This is a genomic window from Thioclava sp. IC9 (genome assembly GCF_002213225.1).
In the GTDB taxonomy this organism is placed as follows: domain Bacteria; phylum Pseudomonadota; class Alphaproteobacteria; order Rhodobacterales; family Rhodobacteraceae; genus Thioclava; species Thioclava nitratireducens.
This window is the reverse complement of the sequence record NZ_NBNX01000002.1, coordinates 431,317-451,823: the sequence shown is the minus strand read 5'-3', so window position 1 is coordinate 451,823 and position 20,507 is coordinate 431,317. Positions and strand designations below refer to the sequence as shown.

The following is a 20,507-nucleotide window of genomic DNA, read 5'->3' as shown; positions in this document are numbered from 1 at the left end:
TTAGGGGGTTGCGCCCGTCAGTCGACGCAGCTAACGAATACCCAAGCAAATTACTCGGGAATCGACGGGGAACGTCTCCATGCTCGCAACATTCATCATCGGCCTGCGCGAAGGGCTCGAGGCGGCGCTGATCGTCGGCATCATCGCGGCCTTTTTGCGCGCCCGGGGCGAGCGTCTGCACGAGATGTGGCTTGGCGTTGCTGCCGCGGTGGCGCTGTCGGTCGGCGTGGGGGCCGGTCTGGCGCTGATCGAGGCCGCGCTGCCGCAAAGCGCGCAGGAAAAGCTGGAATGCGTGATCGCCGCCGTCGCGGTCGTCTTCGTGACGCTGATGGTGCTGTGGATGACGCGCCACGCGGCGGGGCTGAAGGGCCAGATCGAGCGGGACGCCGACGCGGCGTTGGGGCAGGGGAGCCGGATCGCCCTGGCCGCGATGGCCTTCCTCGCCGTGCTGCGCGAAGGCTTTGAGACCGCAGTGTTCCTGCTCGCCACGATTTCGGGCGCGCAGACCGGACATTGGGCGGGCCTCGGCGCGGCGCTTGGCCTCGCAGCCTCGGTCGCGCTCGGCTGGGCGATCGCGCAGGGCGGGATGCGGCTCAATCTGGGGCGTTTCTTCCGCTGGACCGGCGTGTTCCTGATCCTCGTTGCGGCCGGGCTGGTGCTGCAGACGCTGCGCTCGGCCCATGAGGCGGGCTGGTTGCTGGCGGGGCAGCAGCGCATTGCCGATCTGAGCTGGCTCGTGGCCCCCGGCACAGTGCGCTCGGCGCTGATCACGGGTGTGCTGGGCATTCCCGCCGATCCGCGCCTGATCGAACTGCTGGGCTGGATCGCCTATCTGGTCCCGGTCGCGGCGCTGACCTATTGGCCGCGTGCGCTGCGCCCCGATCCCCGCACGGCGCAATGGCTGCGCGGCTCTCTCGCGGTCGCCTTCGCGGCATTGGCCGTCGGTATCGCGGCGCTTTGGCCGCAGCCGCAGGTGACGCTGCCCGATCATGCGCCGCGTGTGCTTGAAGGAGATGTCGACACCTCCGCCGGACCCGATCTGCGTCTGCAGGGACACATGCTCGAAATGGGTGCGACCCGCGTCGATCTGACGGGCGCCGAAGCCACGCCGGAACGGCATCTGGGCCTCCCCTCCCTGCATCGCCAAGTGCAGAGCCAGACCGAGATCGCGGGCGCCCCCGGCGAGATCGATCTCGCCACGCTTGCGCAGCTCGCGGGTGGGCGGCTGCCGGTGGGCGTCAGCCCCGCGCGCAACCCCGGGCCCTTCGTGGCCGAATGGACGCGGCTGGAGCAAGTGACCGTCTGGACAGCGGGCGATGCGCTTCTCGATGCGCAGGGCCATAGCGCGGTGACGCTACGCCTGTCGGGCGGTGGGCTGACCACGCCGCGCACGCTGCGCGTCGATTCAGCGCCCAGCGGTTCGGCAACCGGCGCCTGGGTCATGGCCCCTGCCGCCACGCAAGAGGCCGCGGATGCGCTGCGTGCGCTGCGCCGCGCCCGCATTGAGCATCAGTTCTGGGCCCGAGAGTTGCCCGTGATCCTCTTCCTCATCGCGCTTGCGCTGGCGGCCTCCGCGCTCGCCCGTGCGCGCCCCGCACCGTTTTTCCCCGCCAGGTCCCTCTGACCAAGCCAACTCCGCAGAGCAAATACAGGAGCCTGACAATGAACATGTCGCCCCGCGCGCGTCGCCGCGCCATTCCACTTCTCGCCGCAACCGCGCTCTTCGCGCAGCCCGCACTGGCCGATGCGCCCACGAATAACGGGGCCGCGCAGGTCGCGATCACGCTGACTGGCGAGAATGGCGGTGCCTGCGTTCTCGATCACGACAGCGCGGCGGCCGGGCCGATCACCTTTACGGTGACCAATGAATCCGCCCCCGCGATCTCCGAGCTGGAGCTGCTGTCGGACAGCCGTATCCTCGGCGAGAAAGAGAACCTCGCTCCCGGTCTGCCCGCATCGAGCTTCACCGTCACGCTCGACGGTGGCGACTATCGCATCTATTGCCCGGGCGCTGCGGAAGACACCGTGGCCTTCACCGTGACCGGCGAGAGCAAGCAGCGCGCGCAAAGCGCGATCGGCGATCTGCTGGACGAAGGCACCGCAGGCTACGCGAACTACGTCGAAGGCATGGTCGGCGCGATGGTGACCGCAAGCGAACGGCTCGCTGCGAAAGTGGACGAAGGCGACGTGGAGGGCGCGAAGGCGGCCTATGCGCAGGCCCGTCCGTTCTACGAGCGGATCGAGCCTGACGTCGAAGGCTTCGTCCTTCCCGGCACCGACCCGACCGATAACTCGGGCAACCTCGATTACCTGATCGACATGCGCGCCTCGAACCTCGACCCGGCGGTCGGCTGGCACGGCTTCCACGCGGTGGAGCGCGACCTGTTCGAGAAAGGCGAAATCACCGACGAGACCAAGGCCTATGCGGCGGAGCTGGTGAAGAACGTCAAGATGCTCGCCGATCTGTCCGGCGGGATCGAGTATCGCCCCGAGGATCTCGCGAACGGCGCGGCGGCCCTTCTGGAAGAAGTGCAAAGCGGCAAGATCAGCGGTGAGGAAGAGGCCTACAGCCATATCGACCTCGTGGACTTCGCGGCGAATATCGAAGGCGCGCATCAGGCGTTCGCCTTCCTCGAGCCGGGGCTGAAGCGGATCGACCCGGACGTCGCCGAGACCATCGCGCAGCGCTTCGCGGATGTGCAGACGATGCTCGAAGACTACCGCGATCCCGACGCTCTGGGCGGCTACAAGATCTACGATGCCGAGCTGCGCAAATCGGACGCGGTGAAGCTGAGCCGCGCGATCCAGATGCTGCAGGAGCCGCTGTCGCGGATCGCCGAAAAAGTCGCCACGGCAAGCTGAAGACGAAGGAGGCCATGATGCGCGGGCAAGACGATAAACCGGCAGGACTGTCACGGCGTGGGCTGTTTCTGGGCGCGGCAGCGCTTGGCGGCACCTTCGCCACGGCGGGAAATGGGGCAGAGACCGGCAAGGTCGCGCCCGACGCCATGCCCGACCCGGACCAGAGGCGCTACGCCTTTTACGGGACCGGGCCGCAGGCTGGTATCGCCACGCCGCCGCAGCAGCATCTGATGGCCATGGCCTTCGACCTGACCGGGACCGATCCGCGCGCACTGCAAGTGCTGCTCGCGCGCTGGTCGGCCTCGATCGGGCTGATGATGGAAGGGCAGCCGGTCGGCCCGGTCGAGCCCGACCGCGCCGCGGCGACCGCGCTCGAGACCGGCGAGGCGCTCGGTCTCGGCCCGGCGGGGCTGACGGTCACGGTGGGGCTAGGCCTGCGCGTGTTCTCGCCCGAGATGGGGCTGGCGGCGAAGGCCCCGCCGCATCTGCGCCCGCTGACTGATCTGCCCTCGGACGCGCTGCGCCCCGAGATCAGTGGCGGCGACCTCTCGCTGCAGGCCTGCGCCGACGATCCGCAGGTCGCCTATCACGCGGTGCGCATTCTCGCGCGGATCGCGAAACGCACTGGCGCCGCGACCGTGCGCTGGACACAACTCGGCTTCGGGCGCGCCTCGGCCGGGGCAGGGCAGGAGACGCCGCGCAACCTCTTTGGCTATCGCGACGGCACCCGTAACATCACCACGCCCGAGCAACTCGCGCAGCATGTCTGGGCCAATGACGGGCCCGAATGGCAGCGTGGCGGCACCTATCAGGTGATGCGCCGGATCGAGATGCATATCGAGAACTGGGACAACGCGCAGGTCAGCCACCAGAACGATGTCTTCGGGCGGCACAAGCTTACAGGCGCGCCGCTGACTGGCACGGATGAATTTGACACGCCTGACTTCAAGGCGAAGAACGCGCAAGGCGAGCCGGTAATCCCGACGCACGCGCATATCCGGCTCGCGGCGCATGAGACCAATGAAGGCATCCGCATCCTGCGGCGCGGCTACAACTTCACCGGCGGTCTGAACGCGGTCGGGCGGCTCGATGCGGGGCTGTTCTTCATCAGCTACCAGAAGGATCCTGCGCATTTCGAGGCGTTGCAACGGCGGCTCGGCGCGTCGGATCTGCTGAACGAATACATTTCCCACACCGGATCGGGGCTGTTCTGGGTGCCGCCCGCAGCACCGAAAAACTCCTATATCGGCGCGCCGCTTTTCGCTGCGGTCTAAGCCCCCGGAGCGGATCCGGCGGTAACTCCTTTGCGCGCCGTCGTCGCGGCGGTGTGCAGTTGGGTCTGTATCGGGGTCTCCGCCCAACCCGGATTGCCCGAGCAGATCGCGTCGGCCCATTCCGAAGATCCGTTCGGTCGCTATCAGCTCTTAGTGTAGCCGCGCGATCGAGCGGTCGACCATTGCCTGCGTGATCAGGTTGGTGTCGCCGCTGCGTCGGAACCAGCGCATGTTGCTGCGTCCGATCCCTTCAACGATCGTTCCCGCCGGCAGCGAGACATCGGGCGCCAGCAGCGTATCGGTCAAGTGGCAGTCAGGCGACACCGATCCTTTCGCCGTCAGCGCAGAGCGCCGACCGACCCCGATGACGCCCGGAGGCACATCGAGATGCAGGCAGCTCAGCGGCGGACTGCCGCGCGTCGTGGTTCCCTGCGGTGCCGCGAAATCGAGAAGCGCGGAGCGATAATCGTCGAGCGTGTCGATATCTCGCCAATAGGCTTCGCGGCCGTTTTCGGCGCGTGGCAGACGGTAGGCTTGCAGGGCCTTCTCGCGAAGTGCGATTTCCAGCAGATCGGCCCCGATCGAAATGTCGAAACGTCCCAGCGCCAGTTTCGGCAATTCCTCGCGGAGCCACGCGGTCTTGAACAGGTAAATGCCGGTGGCGACCAGGCTGCGCCCTGAACTGCCGTCGATCTCGGCAGGCGAACTCGGGCGGTGGGTGAGCGCGCTGACATGGCCATCCTGCGCGACCTCAAGCACCGAGTGATGCTCCGCGTCCGAAGACGCGAGGGTCGCGGCGACCAGTGTCGCGGGCGCATCGCTCAGACGGTGGCGCTGGATAAACGGACGCAGATCGATGTCGCAAATCTGATCGGCAGGCATCACCAGAATGTCGTTAACGCCTTCGCGCTCCAGCAGGTTCAGATTGGCGAGAAGCGCATGGGCCGTGCCGCGATAGCCGCCGCGCGAAAGCCGCGTCGCGTCGCGGATCAGCAGCCCGTCGGGGAAGCTGTCCGCCCATCGGGCGTGCAGGTGCCGGATCAACGGCGCGGGCCGGTACTGGGTGGCGATGATGGCGCGCGTGAACCCTGCGGCGTGCAACGAGGCAAGGGTGAAATCCACCAGTCGCAGGCCGCCAGCGCCAAAGGGCAGGGCAGGCTTGCACATGTTCTCGGTCAGCTCGTAGAGACGCTTCCCGCGCCCGCCGGCCAAGACCACTGGAAGACAACCGTTCAATAAATTGGGCCGTTTTCGAGTCAGCATCAGAGCTCCTCCCCGTGACGCTGCGACATTCAAAAGTTTAACGCTTTTCATGAATAAAAGCCACAAATCGGGGCCCCGGTTCCCGGTTTTCCGCCGGTTCGCGGTAAGATTTTCGCGCAAGTTTTCTTACTATTTCGAGCGGTGCCCGATAACCCTTTGAGTCTAGGGGGAGGTCTCGCGCGATGTGTCAAAAGCCCGTCGGATCGATCCCGCCGGTCGGTCAGCCGGGTGGCGGAAAGCGGAGGGTCCCAGAGGCGTCCGCAGCGCTCGAATCGGAAATCTCGAACAGCACGCCGTCACGAAGGTCGGTGAGGTCGCGGCAGAATCGGAGCGTGATCTCGCGCCCGTCCGAGCGACGGGTGAGCGTGAAGACCCCATTGCGCTCCGAGGCTTCGGCTGCGCCCGAGCGGAACACCTCCGCCGCCGCTCTGCGTAAACTCAGCAGCTGGCGGGTGGCCTCTGACTTGCTCCGCTCGAAAGGCGTCAGCGTCTCCGGCAGGGCGAAGGGACGGCGGTTGTCGGGGTCGGTCAATTCGTAGAGCGCCCGCTCCCCGCGCTGATAGATGTCGGGCATGCCCGGAAGCATCATCTTGAGCGCCAGTTGCAGCAGCGACAAGCGTTTCCCCGTCGCGATCAGACGCGCGAGTTCTGCTGGGGGCTGCGCCTCCCACGCCGCGCAAATCCGGCGGGCGGCGTCCAAGGCGGTTTCTTCGGCCTCGATGTCGGGGAAGGACCAGCGCGTGATCTCTCCGCCTTCGCGCAGTGCCTTTCGGAGGTGCTCTGTAAGGCGTTCGGACAGCTCCGGTCCGGGGGCGGGGTCGTCCCAGATTCCCGAGAGGCTCTGCGTGGCGTACCAGACGAAGCCGGGGGCTGCAGGTGCGGCCGCCTGCATCGCGGCATCGAACAAAGCGGCGAAAGTCTCGGGCCGATGCGAGATCGCCGCGACGCGCATCCGCGTATCCTCGCCCCGTTTCGTGTCATGGCTGGAGGTGAGTGTCAGGCCGCCGGAGCGTTGTCCCTGCGCACTCGCAAACCAGTCATTGAGCCCTTCGGCGTCCAGAACCGGCATATCCGGCTCCGCGCCCACTTCGTTCGCGGCGAGGTAGCGCGTGTGCCGGAAAAAGGCGGTGTCCTCCTGCGCCTTCGCCACCACCGCACCCGTGACCTGCTGGAAGCGTATGCGAAACTTGCGGCTCGCCTTATCCGTGCCGCCCAACAGAAGCCCCGCGAGCAGATCGAGCGCCTCGCGCTGCGGCAGAGTCTCCGCGGCCGCTGCCACGGTCCTTTCGATCACCGCGCGATCCTCGGACGAGGCGGGCGGCGCGGTGATATAGGTCCGATAGCGCGGGAAGTGGATCAGCAACGCCAGCATCGCGTCGCGCAGCGTCTCGGCGTCGGGCGGGTCGAGGAGGTCCACCGCGAGCGCCGCCTGCGCGAGGTCGATCAGCTGGTGCAGTTCGGCGGCGAGGTCCTCGGGGATCACCTGCGCGCGGGCTTCCCGGCACAGCGTCTCGTAATCGTCGCAGCCACCGGTGCGATCGCGCCAAAGCGTGTCGAGCCGTTCGAACCCATCGGGCGCGGTGAGCACGCGGCAAATCTGGCGCCCCGCCTCGTAACCCGTGGTGCCATCGGTCTGCCATTCGGCGGGCATCGCCTCGTCGCCGGTCAGGATTTTCTCCACCCAGATCGGCACTGCGTCGCCCACAGTCCGGCGCAGCCGTTCGAGATAGGTGACGGGATCGGCGAGCCCGTCGATATGGTCGATCCGCAGCCCGTGGGCGAGCCCCTCGCGCACCAGCCGCGCCGGCAATTCGGTCATCGCGTCGAAGACGGCGGGGTCTTCGACGCGCATTCCGATCAGACCGGTGACATTGAAGAAGCGCCTATGCGAGAGCGCGCCGCGTTCGCGCGTCCAGTCGCGCAGCTGCCAATGCTGGTGCGTCAGCACGGAGGCCACGTCGCCCAGCGTTGCCGTCCCGGGGGCGAGCGGGAGCCATCCGCCCTCCCATTCCACGGCGCCGCCGTGATCCTCGGTCAGCCGCAGCTTGCCTGCCGCCAGCATGTCGTCGAGCGGCTCGGGCAGGAAGGGCAGGATCAGCTTCTGGGACCAGTCGATCGCGAAGTATTCAGCATATGCGCTGTCGGGGCCGTGACGCATCGCATCGCGTATCCACGGATTGTCGAGCGAGAGTGCCGTGTGGTTCGGCACCAGGTCGAGCACGACGCCCAGCCCCCGCGCCTGCGCAGCCTCCGACAGGTCGCGAAACCCTGCCTCGCCGCCGAGGACCGGGTCGATCTCCTGCGGGTTGGCGACGTCGTAGCCGTGGGTGGAGCCTTCCGTCGCGGTGAAGATCGGCGAGAGGTAGAGGTGGCTCACGCCCAGGTCTGCGAGATAGGGCAGAAAGGTTTTCGCCGTCGCGAAATCTATGCCGTTTCGCAGTTGCAGCCGGTAGGTGGCGATCATCGGATGAGTGGCGGCGGGCTCCTCGGACGGCATCAATCAATCCTCACATCAATGGCGAAGGCGTCCCGACGCGGGTCGCCCATGGAAAACAGCGCGGTGTCCCGGCGCGCGGCGTTGGATGCGGGCGCGCCGAGGCTAACCAGAATGTCGAGCGTCCCGGCGCCGAATGGCCAGCGCGCATGGAAGGCTTTCAGTCCGTGGCGCGTGACCTCGCCGGGCCCGCGCTTGCCACTGCGCAGAAGCGGCAGCAGATTCCTCCGGCGCAGGCTCAGAAGTTCGCGCGTCAGCCGCAACCACTCCCGCGTGCGCCGCCTGGTGTCACCGTAAGGATAGCACAGGCGCGGCGTGTCAGGAGAGGCGGGGTCGATCATCGCGCTCGTGTCATAGCCGAGGCCTTGCAGCTCTTTCGTTCGGCCTTCGCGCAGCGCGGCGACGGCGTGTTTCGGCGGGTCTGCGAAGAAGGGGAAGGGCGCTGTGGAGCCGACCTCCTCGCCCATGAACAGCATCGGCGTGAAGGGCATCAGCAGTAACAGCGCATGGCTCACCGCACCCGCCTCGTCGCCGATCAGGCTCAGGAGGCGTTCGCCCTTGGGGCGGTTGCCTGCCTGGTCATGGGTGAGGTTGGCATTCACGAATGCGGACCAAGGCAGATGAGCAGCGGGCGCGCCACGAGCTTTCGTCCCGTCGGCCCGCGTCTGACCTTCCTCGACCTGGCCCAGCGTCATTGCGCGTGCCAGATCACCGAACGGGTCAGCGGCATGGGCCTTGTAGTAGCCCTGCGTCTCGCCGGTCAGCGCGACATGCAGCGCATTGTGCCAATCGTCGTTCCATTGCGCATCGTAACCGGCCTCGCGCAGATCGGGGAGGTTGCGCTCGTCCTCGAGGATCAGGTGGATCGGGCGTTCGCGCTCCTTCGCGCGGATCGTTTGCAGAAGCTCAATCAGGAAATGCGGCTCGGACGGGTCACGGATCGCATGGACTGCATCGAGCCGCAGCCCGTCGAGGCGGTATTCGTCGATCCATCCCGTCGCCGTGTCGCGCAGCAGCGCGCGCAGTTCGGGCCGGGTGAAGTCGATCGCATCTCCCCAAGGCGTAGCTTCCCCTCCGAAGGCTTCGGGCGCGTAAGAATGGAGGTAATTTCCGAACGGGCCGAAGTGGTTCAGCACCAAGTCGAGTATTACCACGATCCCGTTGCTTTGGGCTGCGCGTATGAACGCCCGCATCTCATCGGGCGAGCCATAGGCGGGATGCGGGGCGCGCAGGAGCACCCCGTCATAGCCCCAGCCATACGCGCCGCGGAAGTGCGAGACCGGCATGATCTCGATGCCCGTGATGCCGAGGTCGGCCAGTTCGGGCAGGCGTTCCGCAGCGGCGGCAAAGGTACCTTCGGGAGTGAAGGTGCCGATATGAATTTCGAGGATCACCGCCTCGTCCCATGGGCGCCCGTGCCACGGGGCGCCCCAGTCGTAGGCCTCGGGGTCGTGGGTCAGCGAGGGGCCGTGAACATCGCCTTGCTGGAGACGCGCGGCGGGGTCGGGGTAGTCGGTGCCGTCGAGGCGGAACGTGTAGGATAGGCCGTCGCGCGCCGGGATCGAGGCCTGCCAGCCGCCGTTTCCGACCGGTGCCATGTCATGCGCGGTCCCGTCCAGCATCAGTTCTGCGCGCTCTGCCGCAGGGGCCCAGATGGCGAAGTCCCACGACCCGCCCGTTCCGGGATGCGCGCCCCAGCGAAGGGGCAGGGGATCGCTCGCCTCTCTCACGAAGTCGCCTCGCCGGGCGATGCCTCCTCGGCGCGACAGAACGCGTGCAGCGATTGCCAAGGCAGATTCATTTTCTCCTCCCCAGCTTCGTCGCAGCGCGGATTGTCCCGCGTCGTGTCGAGGATATGGTGCCAGCCTTTGCCGGGCAGCGTGAACTCGCAGGCGTCGCCCGCATTGGCGACGATCAGCAACTCCGGATAGCCCTCCAGCCGGTGCCGCAGCCCCACGCAGCACAGACCGCCATCCTGCCAGTCGTCGTCCTTCATCTGACGCCCGGAGGGATGCCACCAGTCGCTGACCGGGGTCGCGACGTTGGGAGCGAAGGCGGGTGGGGCGAGGTGATAGCGCCAGTCCTGCCGGAACGCGATCATCGCGCCGACGCTGTCGCGCAGATCGACCCGCGCGCCCTCCCAGTCGATCCAGGTCGTCTCGTTATCCTGACAATAGACGTTGTTGTTGCCGTTCTGGCTCTGGCCCATCTCGTCGCCCGCGAGGATCATCGGTACGCCGTGGCTGACCATCAGCGTACCCAGCATCGCGCGTGCTCGGCGCAGGCGGGCGGCGTCGATCTCGGGGTCGTCGGTCGGGCCTTCGACGCCCATATTGTCGGACAGGTTGTGGTCGTGGCCGTCGCGATTGTCCTCGCCATTGGCTTCGTTGTGCTTGTGGTTGTAGCTCAGCGTATCCCAGAGCGTGAACCCGTCATGGGCGGCGAGGAAATTGATCGACGAGGTGGCGGGCCGGTGCGTGTGGTCGAACTGCACGGGCGAGCCCATCAGCCGGTCGGCAAGCTTCGGCACCATGCCGGGGTCGCGCCGCCAGAAGGCGCGGGTGTCGTCTCGGAACTTGTCGTTCCATTCGCGGAAAGGCCAGGGGAAGCCGCCCACCTGATAGCCGCCTTCGCCCACGTCCCATGGCTCGGCGATCAGCTTCACGCCAGAGAGTACCGGGTCCTGTCGGATCGCGTTGAAGAACGCTCCTTCACGTTCGAAGCCGTCCGGCTCGCGCCCCAAGGTGGACGCAAGATCGAAGCGGAAGCCGTCGACATGCACCGCCTCAACCCAGTAGCGCAGGCTGTCCATGACGAGGCGAAGCACCATCGGATGGGCCACGTTGAGCGTGTTGCCGGTGCCGGTGGTATCGAAGCCGTGGCGGCGGTTTTCCGGCGAGAGGAGGTAGTAGCTGCGGTTGTCGATGCCCTTGAAGCTGAGCGTCGGGCCAAGCTCGTTGCCCTCGGCGGTGTGGTTATAGACGACGTCAAGGATCACCTCGATCCCGGCCTCGTGGAAGCGCTTTACCGCGGCGCGTACCTCGTGCACGTCTTCGCCCGGCAGATAGCTGCGATTGGGGGCGAAGAAACCAATGGAATTGTAGCCCCAGTAATTCGACAGGCCGTTCTCGACCAGATGTCGGTCCTGCACGATGGCGTGGATCGGCAGCAGCTCGATCGTCGTCACGCCGAGCTTCAGCAGGTGGTCGATGATCGGCGGCGAGGCCAACGCCCGGAATGTCCCGCGATCGGCCTGCACGACACCCGGATGGCGCATCGTCATACCTTTCACATGAGCCTCGTAGATCACGGTCTCCGACCACGGGCGATGGAGCACCTGATCCTGATCCCAGTCGAATTGCGGATCGGCCACGATCGCCTTCGGCATGAAGGGCGCGGAATCGCGTGTGTCCTGTTCGAGGTCAGAGCCTCCGACGGGATAGCCAAAGAGCGCGTCGTCCCATTTCAGATAGCCGCGCATCGCCATCGCGTAGGGATCGAGCAGCAGCTTGTTGGGATTGAAGCGCAGGCCGTCCTCGGGGGCAAACGGCCCATGCACGCGGTAGCCATAGGCGAGGCCTTCCTGCGCGCCGGGCAGATGCCCGAACCAGATCCCGCCCTCCTGCTGCGGCATTTCCAGCCGCGTCAATTCCTCTTTGCCCTCGTCGTCGAAAAGGCAGAGCTCCACTTTCTCGGCCTCTCCGGAAAAAATCGCGAAATTCACGCCGTCTCCCGTGACGCGCGCGCCAAGAGTATCGGGTCGCCCCGCAAACGGATCGAAACGCAGCGAACTCGGGGTCATTGAGGGCTCCATATGCGGAAGAAACGGCGACGCGCCAACGGGACCAATGCGCCGCAATGTAATCGGTTCCTGAGCGTGACACGCAAAAACCGGAGGCGATCGAGCTGGCGATCGTGCCCAGCCGGGCTGCGTCATATGCCGTAGCCGTGAATTCTGTCGGGAAAACTTCAAGGAACTCCGCCATACCCCCCCGCGTTTCGGAACCATTATTCTCCAATATCAGAGGTTCCGACATGACGAACGACAAGCGCGGACGCCCCGCCACCACAGACGGGGGCGCCCCCGTCCAAAGTCTCGAACATTCGCTCACGGTCGGTTCCGACGGTCCGATCGTTCTGAACGATCACTACCTCATCGAACAGATGGCGAATTTTAACCGCGAACGTATTCCGGAGCGTCAGCCGCACGCCAAGGGCTCGGGCGCGTTCGGTTATTTCGAGGTCACGGGCGACGTCTCGAAATACACCAAGGCGAAAGTGTTTCAGCCGGGTGCGAAGACCGACATCGTCGCGCGCTTTTCCACCGTGGCCGGCGAGCGCGGCAGCCCCGACACATGGCGCGACCCGCGCGGCTTCTCGGTGAAGATGTATACCGAGGACGGCAATTTCGACATGGTGGGCAACAACACCCCGATCTTCTTCGTGCGCGACCCGCTGAAGTTCCAGAGCTTCATCCGAAGCCAGAAGCGCCGCGCAGATAACGGGTTGCGCGATCACGACATGCAGTGGGATTTCTGGACCCTCTCGCCCGAAAGCGCGCATCAGGTGACCTATCTGATGGGCGATCGCGGCATCCCGCGCACCTGGCGAGAGATGAACGGCTATTCGAGCCACACCTATTCGCTCGTCAACGAAGCCGGCGAGATGTTCTGGGTGAAGTTCCATTTCAAGACCGACCAAGGCGACGGCAACGCCCATTTCACGCAGGACGAAGCCGACCAGATGGCCGGCGCCGATAGCGACTTTCACCGCCGCGACCTGTTCAACGCGATCGCCGAAGGCAACCATCCGAGCTGGACGCTGTATTTCCAGATCATGCCCTTCGAGGATGCCAAGACCTATCGCATCAACCCGTTCGATCTGACCAAGATCTGGCCGCACGAAGACTACCCGCTGATCGAGGTCGGCAAGATGGTTCTCGACCGCAATCCCACCGATTTCCACACCGAGATCGAGCAGGCGGCCTTCGAGCCCAACAACATGGTGCCCGGCGTCGGTCTCTCGCCCGACAAGATGCTTCTGGCGCGCGGCTTCTCCTATGCCGATGCGCATCGCGCGCGGCTCGGGGTGAACTACAAGCAGATCCCGGTGAACAAGCCGCAAAGCGAGGTCAACGCCTATACCAAGGACGGCGAGATGCGGGTGAACAAGTCGGAAGACCCGGTCTATTTCCCGAATTCCTACGGCGGTCCGGAGGCGCATCCGCAGCAGGCCGAGGCCGGCCTCTGGTATGCCGATGGCGAGATGGTGCGCGAGGCCTACAGACAGCGCGAGGATGACGACGACTGGAGCCAGGCGGGCGCGTTGGTGCGCGAGGTGATGGATGACGCGGCGCGCGAGCGTTTCGTGACCAACGTCACCGGACACCTCTGCGATGGCGTCAGCGAGAAGGTGCTGCAGCGGGCGTTTGAGTACTGGGGTAACGTCGATGGTGACATTGGCGCTCGGATCGAGAAAGCGGTCCGCGACAAGCTGGGCGGTGAATCGAAAGCGCCGGGCATGGCCTCGGCCAAGAGCATCAGCGGCTGAGCCGGTCGTCTACGAGAACGGGAAAAGGCGGGGGGTCGGCCCCGCCTTTTTGCTGTCACGCTCACTGTCTGCAGCAGCCATCATTCCTCGCCGTCGGCATAGAGCGCGACGACGTCTTCTTCCAGCACGCCGCCGATCGCCTCGAAAGCCCCGCCCGCAGTGCGGAATTCCGACAGTGTCAGGTCGGGGAAGACGAAATATTTTCCGGCGACGTTTTCCTTCTGCGCGCCGAAAATGATCCGCGTGATCCCGGCGAAGCGCGCTGCCGAGAGGCACATTTCGCAGGGCTGCAGGGTGGTGAGCAACACGCAGCCATCGAGCGACGGGTCGTTCTGCGCGCGTGTCGCCTTCGCAATCGCGACGATCTCGGCATGGCGGGTCGGATCGCAGTCGAGATGCACCTCGTTCTCGCCTTCGGCGATGATCTCCCCGTCGCGCAGGATCGCGGCGGCGATCCCCGCCTTGCCCGGTTCTTGTGCGGCTTCTTTGGCCTTGGCGATCAAACGGGCCATCGCCTCGCGTTCGGTCGGGGTCGGTTGCTCGGGCATGGGTCGGTCCTTTCGGCGGTCTGAGGATGAGAGGCGGGCAAGGATGGCGCGCAGGGACGAACGCCCCCAGCTGCGCGCTGTTCCCCGCGCGCGAGTGCGACCAATCCCACACGCATGCCGATTTTTTCCGGAACCCATGTCGACATTCGGCGTTAGGCAGGACTTACAGGTGACCGAAAGGCGCACCGCGAAGCTGCTGCGTCTTCGTGGGGTCCAAGCCTCCACGGGGCGAATCGGGTGGAGCTTTCAGGCGCGGTGACGTGTCCGGAAGCGGAAATCCGGCCTCTCCCCCGTGTGAGGCTGCCCTCGCGCTCCCTCTCGCCGTCGTGACCTGCAAGGGCTGAGCGGGTTTCAAGAGATCACAACCGTTCAGATGACCTTGAGGCACAGGCATCTGTCGGCAAGTCGTCGCTGACAACTCGGCATTTGGCTGCCGGTTCCATCGATGGAACCCGGGCCCGCCCTTTTGTTCCGTCCCGAAATTTCGAATTTGCGCCCTTCGATACGAATTTGAAGGGACATCTATCATGGCAAAGGCAACGGGTCTGGCTCGGCGCGAGTTTCTCCTGGGCGCGGCGGGCGTACTTGCAACCCCCTACATCGTCACCCCGGCACAGGCAGCAGGTCAGACGGACGAGCGTCGCCTGAGCTTCCACAACCCCCATACCAACGAGAATTTCGACGCGGTCTATTTCTCGAAGGGGCAATATGACGAGCAGGCGATGCGCGAGTTTTATCGGATCGCCCGCGACTGGCGTCAGGAGAAGGAGGTGAAGATCGACAACCGCACGATCAACATCGCCTACAACATGCAGAAGCTCCTCGAGCAGAGCACGCCGCTGATGCTGGTGTCGGGCTATCGCACGCCCAAGACGAACCGGCTGGTGCATGGCGCGACGCACAGCTTCCACATGCGCGGCGAGGCGCTCGACATCACGCACCCGCATGTCTCGACCAGCATGCTGCACAAGGTGGCCCTGCGTATCCGTGGCGGCGGTGTCGGCTACTATCCGAGCGAGCATTTCGTGCATGTCGATTGCGGCCCCGTCCGCACCTGGCGCGGCTGAGCGCAAGCGCCACGCGCGTCTCGAACGGCATCGGCGCGGTGCGCTGTGTCCCTGCCTTCACGGAACCGGAACGAGGGCAGGGCGTCGCGCGGCGCTGACGCCTCGGCACCCGAGACGGTTCCCTTTCCTCGCGAAGTTTTCACGAAAATTTAGTGCCTCGCGCCGTGTGCGCCCTAGGTGAAGGTCGGCCAACAAGCGCCGCGCGGGCGCTCACCGATAAAACGGCGAGGAGGAACTCATGAAATTGAAGATCAACGGCAAGTCCGTCGACGTGCAGTCCGGCCCGGATACCCCGCTCCTATGGGTGATCCGCGATGAGCTGGGCATGACCGGCACGAAATTCGGCTGCGGGATCGCGCAATGCGGCGCCTGTTCGGTGCTGCTCGACGGGACCGTGCAGCGCAGCTGCGTGCTGCCGGTCAGCGCGGTGGGCGACAGTGAAGTCACCACCATCGAAGAGATCGAGAACGACCCCGTCGGCAAGCGTGTCGTCGAGGCGTGGGTCGACAAGGAAGTGCCGCAATGCGGCTATTGCCAATCGGGTCAGGTGATGGCGGCGACCTCGCTGCTGAAGTCGAACGACAAGCCCACCGAAGATGACATCACGGCAGCTATGACCAACCTGTGCCGCTGCGGCACCTACAACGCGATCAACGATACGATCGCCTCGATTGCCGGTACCGATGCAGCGAAAGCGGGGGATGCGCAATGAACGACCACGATCCCAAGATTTCCGATCCCGGCTACCCGACCGGCGCGCCCGAGAACGTCTCGCGTCGCCGCTTCCTGCTGGCTTCGGCCGGTATCACCGCGGGCTCGCTCGTGCTGGGCTTCGGCCTGAGCGTCGCGCCCAACAAGGCTGCGGCTGCCGCGCAGGAGATGCCGCCCGGCGCCAACGTCCCGGCCTTCCTCGAGCTGCGCGAGGACGGCAAGGTCCGTCTGTTGAGCCCCTTCAACGAAGGCGGGCAGGGCGTCTTCACCGCGATGGCACAGATCGTGGGCGAGGAAATGGACGTCGCCCCCGACAGCTTCATCGTCGAGAACGCACCTGCAGGCAGCGATTACCTCGTGGTCTACGGCAAGATGCGGATCACCGGCGGCTCGATGTCGGTGCGCACCAGCTACGACACGATGCGCAAGCTCGGCGCGGCTGCACGGCAGATGATGCTGGAAGCGGCGGCGAAGAAGCTCGACGCGCCGGTGTCCGAACTCTCGACCGAGCCAGGCAAGGTGGTCCACAAGGGCTCCGGCAAGTCGGTGGGCTACGGCGAGCTGGCGGGCGATGCGCTCGATCAGAAAGTGCCCAGCCCGGATTCCGTGACGCTGAAAGACCCGAAAGACTTCAAGTGGATCGGCGAGCCCGTGAAGCGCGTCGACGTCTACGAGAAATCGACCGGCAAGGCGATGTATGCGATGGATGCCAAGGTCGACGGCATGCTCCACGCAGCCGTCCAGCACGCACCGCGTCTGGGGCTGAAACCCGGCGATATCAGCAACCTCGACGAGGTGAAGGGCATGGCCGGCGTCATGTCGGTGCATAAGCTCGACGGCGCGGTGGCTGTCGTGGCCGAGCGCTTCTGGGACGCGAAAACGGCAGTCGAAGCCGCCAAGGTCGACTGGCAGGAGCCGAGCGAGGAGGAGAAGTCCAAAATCCGCTACATGCCCGCCGATTTCTCGACCGAGGAGTTCGCCAAGCAACTGGCCAACACCGAGGGCGACGGCACCGAGGCCGAGAGCGAGGGCGACATCACGTCGGGCTTCGACGGCGCGGCCAAGACGGTCGATGCGACCTACCAGAGCCAGTATCTGCACCACGCCCAGATCGAACCAGCCTCGACGCTGGCGCGATTCAACGAGGATGGCACGCTCGACATCTGGTTGCCCAACCAGGCGCCCGAGCAGTTCCAGACCCAGATCGCCGATGCGGCGGGGATCAAGCCCGAGCAGGTGAAGGTCAACTCGCCGATGCTGGGTGGTTTCTTCGGGCGGCACTTCCTGTACCCGTCGGCCAACCCCTTCCCGCAGGCGGTCCAGCTTGCGAAGGAGGTCGGCAAGCCGATCAAGGTGATCTGGACGCGCGAGCAGGAATTCCTGCGCGACCCGCTGCGCCCGATGGCGGCGGTGCGTTTCCGTGGCGCGCTGGATAAGAACGGCATGCCGGTGGCGCTGGAGGCGATCTCCGCCTGCGAAGGCCCGACCGAGGCGCTGAACGGCCATAACCCCGACAAAGTCGATGCGATGGCCGTCGAAGGGCTGACCGGCAAGAGCTACGCGATCCCGAACCGCCGCATTGCGCAGAACTATGTCGAGAACCCGACCTCGCTCGCCTATTGGCGCTCGGTCGGCCATTCGATGAACGACTTCTTCTACGAAGCCTTCCTCGACGAGATGGCCGATGCGGGCGGTCAGGACCCCTATGATCTGCGCATGAAGCTGCTCGAAGGGAACGAGCGTCTCACCAACCTGCTGAAAGCGGTCGGCGATCTGTCGGGCGGCTGGAAGCGTGGTCCCTTCGATGCCGAGGACGGCACCCGCCGCGCCCGCGGTGTCGCGATGGCCTCGCCCTTCGGCAGCGAGGCTGCGGCGATTGCCGAAGTCTCGATCCAGGACGGCAAGATCGTGGTGCATGACGTCTGGGACGTGCTCGACCCGGGCAGCATCGTGAACCCGTCGATCATCAAGGCGCAGATCATGGGTGCTGCGACCCTCGGCACCTCGGAGGCGCTGATCGAAGAGGTCGTCTACAAGGACGGCAAGCCGACGGCGCGCAACTTCGACTACTACCCGATCCTCGGGGGTGCGCGGGCGCCGCGCATCCATGCGAAGGTGATCGAGAGTGGCGCGAAGATGGGGGGCGTGGGCGAGCCGCCGCTGCCCGCCGTGCCGCCGGCGATCGCGAACGCGGTCTCGGCGCTGACCGGGCAGCGCGTGCGTTCGATGCCGATGGACAAGCTCGACTTGAAGAAGGGCTGAGCCCGTCCGGACGGAAAGATTTGGGGGAGGCGGCGCGATCCGCCTCCCTTTTCAGTCCTGCGGGGCGACCGCCTTGCGGGCGAGCACGATGAACTGCGCGGCCTCTTCCTCGCTCAACCCTTCCAGGATTTCCGCCTGCAGCCGGGTCACCACTGGCCGCGCGCCCTCCAGCGCCTCCGCGCCTTTGGGGCTCAGATGCAAGCTGCGCGCGCGCCGATCCGTCTCGCTGACGGTCCGCTCGACGAGCCCCTTTTGCACCAGCCGTTTCACCACGTCCCCGATCGTCGCGCGGTCATAGGCAATGCGCGCCGCCAGCTGCGCCTGATCCATCCCCGGTTCGCGCGACAGGGCATCGAGCGCCGCGAATTGCACAGAGGTCAGCTCCAGCGGGGCGTCCTTGATCCGTTTCTGAAACACCGCCGTCGAGCGTTGGTTCAGCCGCCGGATAAGGTGGCCGGGCATGGTCTCGAATTCGTTCGGCATAAGCTGCGCTCCGGTTCTTCCGCGATTTATGTAAGTGTACTTACTATATTGACGCGGCGCCAGTCCTTCCGCTAATGGTAAGTATGCATATCAATTGGGAGGGCGAGCTATGCAGTTTCATCTGAACGGGTTCAACCCCGGCGATCCGGCCATCGCGCCGCGTCATCCGCAGGCGGGTGAGAAGCTCGACACGGTCGACGTTCTGATTGTCGGCTGCGGCCCGGCAGGGCTGACGCTTGCGGCGCAGCTTGCAGCCTTCCCCGAGATTTCCGTGCGCATCACCGAGCGCAAACCCGGCCCGCTCGAAGTCGGGCAGGCGGATGGCATCGCCTGCCGCTCGGTCGAGATGTTCGAGGCTTTCGGCTTCGCCGAAAAGGTGATGAAAGAGGGCTATTGGGTGAACGAGGTCGCCTTCTGGCGGCCCGGCGCGCAAGGCGACGGGCTGCAACGGGCCGACCGGATTCAGGACGTGGCCGACGATCTCTCCGAGATGCCGCATGTCATCCTCAATCAGGCGCGGGTCCATGATTTCTACCTCGAGACGATGCGCAACGGCCCGCGCCGCCTGACCCCCGATTACGACCGCGCGCTGACCATGCTCACCCGCACCGACGATCCCGATTACCCGCTGGTCGCGACATTCGACTGCCTCGATGCGCCGGGCGGGACCGAGACGATCCGCGCGCGCTATGTCGTCGGCTGCGACGGCGCGCGCAGCACGGTGCGCAAATCCATCGGGCACGAATTGCACGGCGAATCCGCGCGCCAGCTTTGGGGCGTGATGGATGTGCTGCCGGTCACCGATTTCCCCGATATCCGGCTCAAGGCGGCGATCCAGTCAGCCACCGAGGGCAGCGTGCTGATCATCCCGCGCGAAGGCGGCTATCTGGTGCGGTTCTATATCGAGCTCGACGCGCTGCATGGCGAAGAACGCGCCGCCGACCGAAACGTCAGTGCCGAGATGCTGATCGAGAAGGCGCAGGCCATCCTCGCTCCCTATACGTTGGACGTGAAGGAGGTCGCATGGTGGTCGGCCTATGAGATCGGCCAGCGTGTCTGCGACGGTTTCGACGACAGCGACAGAGACGGCGACGGCGCGACCGAGCCGCGCATCTTCATCGCGGGCGACGCCTGTCACACCCACAGCCCGAAGGCCGGGCAGGGGATGAATGTCTCGATGGCCGATACGTTCAACCTCGGCTGGAAACTGGCGGCCGTGCTGCGCGGGCAGGCGCGGCCAGGCCTTCTCCGGACCTATTCGGAGGAGCGGCAGGCCAAGGCGCAGGAGCTCGTCGATTTCGACCGCGACATGGCGCGGCTGTTCAGCGCGAAGCCGCAGACCAAGGACGATGAGGCGCAGTTTCAGGCCTATTTCCAGAAGCACGGGCGCTATACCGCAGGGGTCGAGACGCAATACGCGTCGGGGCTTCTGATCGGCGACACAGCGCATCAGGCACTCGCTGCCGCGCAGGTCGTGGGCAAGCGGTTCCACTCCGCGCCGGTGGTGCGCTTGGCGGATGCCAAGCCGATGCAGCTGGGTCATGCGTTCAAGGCGGATGGACGCTGGCGGCTTCTGGCATTCGCGCCGGAAGGCGACAGTGGCGAGACAGGCGGGGCGATCGCGCAGCTATGCGACCGGCTCGACGGGCCGGAGGGGCTGCTTCACCGCTTCACGCCGGAGGGCGCGGATATCGACAGCGTCATCGACCTTCGCGCAGTCTTCCAGACGCCCCACCGCGAGATGCTGATCGAGGCGCTGCCCGCGCTCCTGCGGCCCAAGAAGGGGCGCTACGGGCTGGTCGATTACGAGAAGGTCTTCTGCCCCGACGTCACCGGCCCCGACATCTTCGATCTGCGCGGCATCGACCGGGTGCAGGGCGCCTTGCTGGTGCTGCGCCCCGATCAATATGTCGCGCAGGTTCTGCCGCTCGATGCGGTGGACGCGGTCGCGGATTTCTTCGACCGCATCCTGATCCCGCAATCGGCTGGCTGA

14 protein-coding genes are annotated in these 20,507 nt (G+C 65.7%); 8 read left to right on the top strand and 6 right to left on the bottom strand.

Annotated features, from left to right (window positions below):
• Positions 1–79: 79 nt before the first annotated feature.
• The 3 genes from efeU to B6V76_RS07585 are packed head-to-tail and all read left to right on the top strand — an operon-like array spanning position 80 to position 4,136.
• Positions 80–1,624, top strand: coding sequence for an iron uptake transporter permease EfeU (gene efeU, locus B6V76_RS07595; RefSeq protein WP_088727086.1), 1,545 nt, complete (start codon positions 80–82; stop codon positions 1,622–1,624).
• A 38-nt stretch (positions 1,625–1,662) separates the two neighbouring features.
• The gene (gene efeO / locus B6V76_RS07590) at positions 1,663–2,862 is read left to right on the top strand and encodes an iron uptake system protein EfeO (RefSeq protein WP_206184184.1); all 1,200 of its coding nucleotides are present in this window, start codon (positions 1,663–1,665) and stop codon (positions 2,860–2,862) included.
• A gap of 17 nt (positions 2,863–2,879) precedes the next feature.
• A complete protein-coding gene (locus tag B6V76_RS07585) occupies positions 2,880–4,136 on the top strand; it encodes a Dyp-type peroxidase (RefSeq protein ID WP_088727085.1) in 1,257 nt (418 codons plus the stop codon).
• A gap of 150 nt (positions 4,137–4,286) precedes the next feature.
• On the opposite strand, the gene B6V76_RS07580 is transcribed toward B6V76_RS07585, so the two are convergent.
• The 4 genes from B6V76_RS07580 to glgX form a co-directional block, all read right to left on the bottom strand.
• Complete coding sequence (locus B6V76_RS07580; RefSeq protein ID WP_166504563.1) at positions 4,287–5,399, bottom strand: sugar phosphate nucleotidyltransferase; 1,113 nt, start codon at positions 5,397–5,399, stop codon at positions 4,287–4,289.
• 220 nt (positions 5,400–5,619) lie between these two features.
• Entirely contained in the window at positions 5,620–7,896 is a 2,277-nt protein-coding gene (gene treY / locus B6V76_RS07575) for a malto-oligosyltrehalose synthase (protein WP_088727083.1), read from the bottom strand.
• Positions 7,896–9,623, bottom strand: coding sequence for a malto-oligosyltrehalose trehalohydrolase (gene treZ, locus B6V76_RS07570; protein WP_240497823.1), 1,728 nt, complete (start codon positions 9,621–9,623; stop codon positions 7,896–7,898). Before treZ ends, treY begins: the two co-directional genes overlap by 1 nt.
• Complete coding sequence (gene glgX, locus B6V76_RS07565) at positions 9,620–11,695, bottom strand: glycogen debranching protein GlgX (protein WP_240497822.1); 2,076 nt, start codon at positions 11,693–11,695, stop codon at positions 9,620–9,622. The genes treZ and glgX overlap by 4 nt, the downstream gene beginning before the upstream one ends.
• 233 nt (positions 11,696–11,928) lie before the next feature.
• On the opposite strand from glgX, the gene B6V76_RS07560 reads away from it, so the two are divergent.
• Positions 11,929–13,443, top strand: coding sequence for a catalase (locus tag B6V76_RS07560; RefSeq protein ID WP_088727082.1), 1,515 nt, complete (start codon positions 11,929–11,931; stop codon positions 13,441–13,443).
• Positions 13,444–13,523: 80 nt separating this feature from the next.
• Here B6V76_RS07560 and B6V76_RS07555 read toward each other — a convergent pair whose 3' ends face one another.
• The gene (locus tag B6V76_RS07555) at positions 13,524–13,991 is read right to left on the bottom strand and encodes a nucleoside deaminase (protein WP_166504562.1); all 468 of its coding nucleotides are present in this window, start codon (positions 13,989–13,991) and stop codon (positions 13,524–13,526) included.
• A 527-nt stretch (positions 13,992–14,518) separates the two neighbouring features.
• Here B6V76_RS07555 and B6V76_RS07550 point away from each other — a divergent pair.
• The 3 genes from B6V76_RS07550 to B6V76_RS07540 all read left to right on the top strand — a co-directional run bounded on the left by B6V76_RS07550 (position 14,519) and on the right by B6V76_RS07540 (position 18,031).
• Positions 14,519–15,058, top strand: coding sequence for a DUF882 domain-containing protein (locus B6V76_RS07550; protein ID WP_075776331.1), 540 nt, complete (start codon positions 14,519–14,521; stop codon positions 15,056–15,058).
• 238 nt (positions 15,059–15,296) lie between these two features.
• A complete protein-coding gene (locus B6V76_RS07545) occupies positions 15,297–15,770 on the top strand; it encodes a (2Fe-2S)-binding protein (protein WP_075776330.1) in 474 nt (157 codons plus the stop codon).
• On the top strand, positions 15,767–18,031 hold the full coding sequence (locus B6V76_RS07540) for a molybdopterin cofactor-binding domain-containing protein (RefSeq protein ID WP_088727081.1): 2,265 nt from the start codon (positions 15,767–15,769) through the stop codon (positions 18,029–18,031). The genes B6V76_RS07545 and B6V76_RS07540 overlap by 4 nt, the downstream gene beginning before the upstream one ends.
• A 51-nt stretch (positions 18,032–18,082) precedes the next feature.
• Here the strand turns inward: B6V76_RS07540 and B6V76_RS07535 are convergent, their stop codons facing one another.
• Entirely contained in the window at positions 18,083–18,514 is a 432-nt protein-coding gene (locus B6V76_RS07535) for a MarR family transcriptional regulator (RefSeq protein WP_233243013.1), read from the bottom strand.
• A 109-nt stretch (positions 18,515–18,623) separates the two neighbouring features.
• On the opposite strand from B6V76_RS07535, the gene B6V76_RS07530 reads away from it, so the two are divergent.
• The gene (locus tag B6V76_RS07530) at positions 18,624–20,507 is read left to right on the top strand and encodes an FAD-dependent monooxygenase (RefSeq protein WP_088727080.1); all 1,884 of its coding nucleotides are present in this window, start codon (positions 18,624–18,626) and stop codon (positions 20,505–20,507) included.

What these genes read in the sequence shown, in the direction of transcription:
- efeU (WP_088727086.1), top strand. Translation starts at nt 80, where the DNA reads ATGCTCGCAACATTCATCATCGGCCTGCGCGAAGGGCTCGAGGCGGCG.
- efeO (WP_206184184.1), top strand. Translation starts at nt 1,663, where the DNA reads ATGAACATGTCGCCCCGCGCGCGTCGCCGCGCCATTCCACTTCTCGCC.
- B6V76_RS07585 (WP_088727085.1), top strand. Translation starts at nt 2,880, where the DNA reads ATGCGCGGGCAAGACGATAAACCGGCAGGACTGTCACGGCGTGGGCTG.
- B6V76_RS07580 (WP_166504563.1), bottom strand. Translation starts at nt 5,399, where the DNA reads ATGCTGACTCGAAAACGGCCCAATTTATTGAACGGTTGTCTTCCAGTG.
- treY (WP_088727083.1), bottom strand. Translation starts at nt 7,896, where the DNA reads ATGCCGTCCGAGGAGCCCGCCGCCACTCATCCGATGATCGCCACCTAC.
- glgX (WP_240497822.1), bottom strand. Translation starts at nt 11,695, where the DNA reads ATGACCCCGAGTTCGCTGCGTTTCGATCCGTTTGCGGGGCGACCCGAT.
- B6V76_RS07560 (WP_088727082.1), top strand. Translation starts at nt 11,929, where the DNA reads ATGACGAACGACAAGCGCGGACGCCCCGCCACCACAGACGGGGGCGCC.
- B6V76_RS07555 (WP_166504562.1), bottom strand. Translation starts at nt 13,991, where the DNA reads ATGCCCGAGCAACCGACCCCGACCGAACGCGAGGCGATGGCCCGTTTG.
- B6V76_RS07550 (WP_075776331.1), top strand. Translation starts at nt 14,519, where the DNA reads ATGGCAAAGGCAACGGGTCTGGCTCGGCGCGAGTTTCTCCTGGGCGCG.
- B6V76_RS07545 (WP_075776330.1), top strand. Translation starts at nt 15,297, where the DNA reads ATGAAATTGAAGATCAACGGCAAGTCCGTCGACGTGCAGTCCGGCCCG.
- B6V76_RS07540 (WP_088727081.1), top strand. Translation starts at nt 15,767, where the DNA reads ATGAACGACCACGATCCCAAGATTTCCGATCCCGGCTACCCGACCGGC.
- B6V76_RS07535 (WP_233243013.1), bottom strand. Translation starts at nt 18,514, where the DNA reads ATGCCGAACGAATTCGAGACCATGCCCGGCCACCTTATCCGGCGGCTG.
- B6V76_RS07530 (WP_088727080.1), top strand. Translation starts at nt 18,624, where the DNA reads ATGCAGTTTCATCTGAACGGGTTCAACCCCGGCGATCCGGCCATCGCG.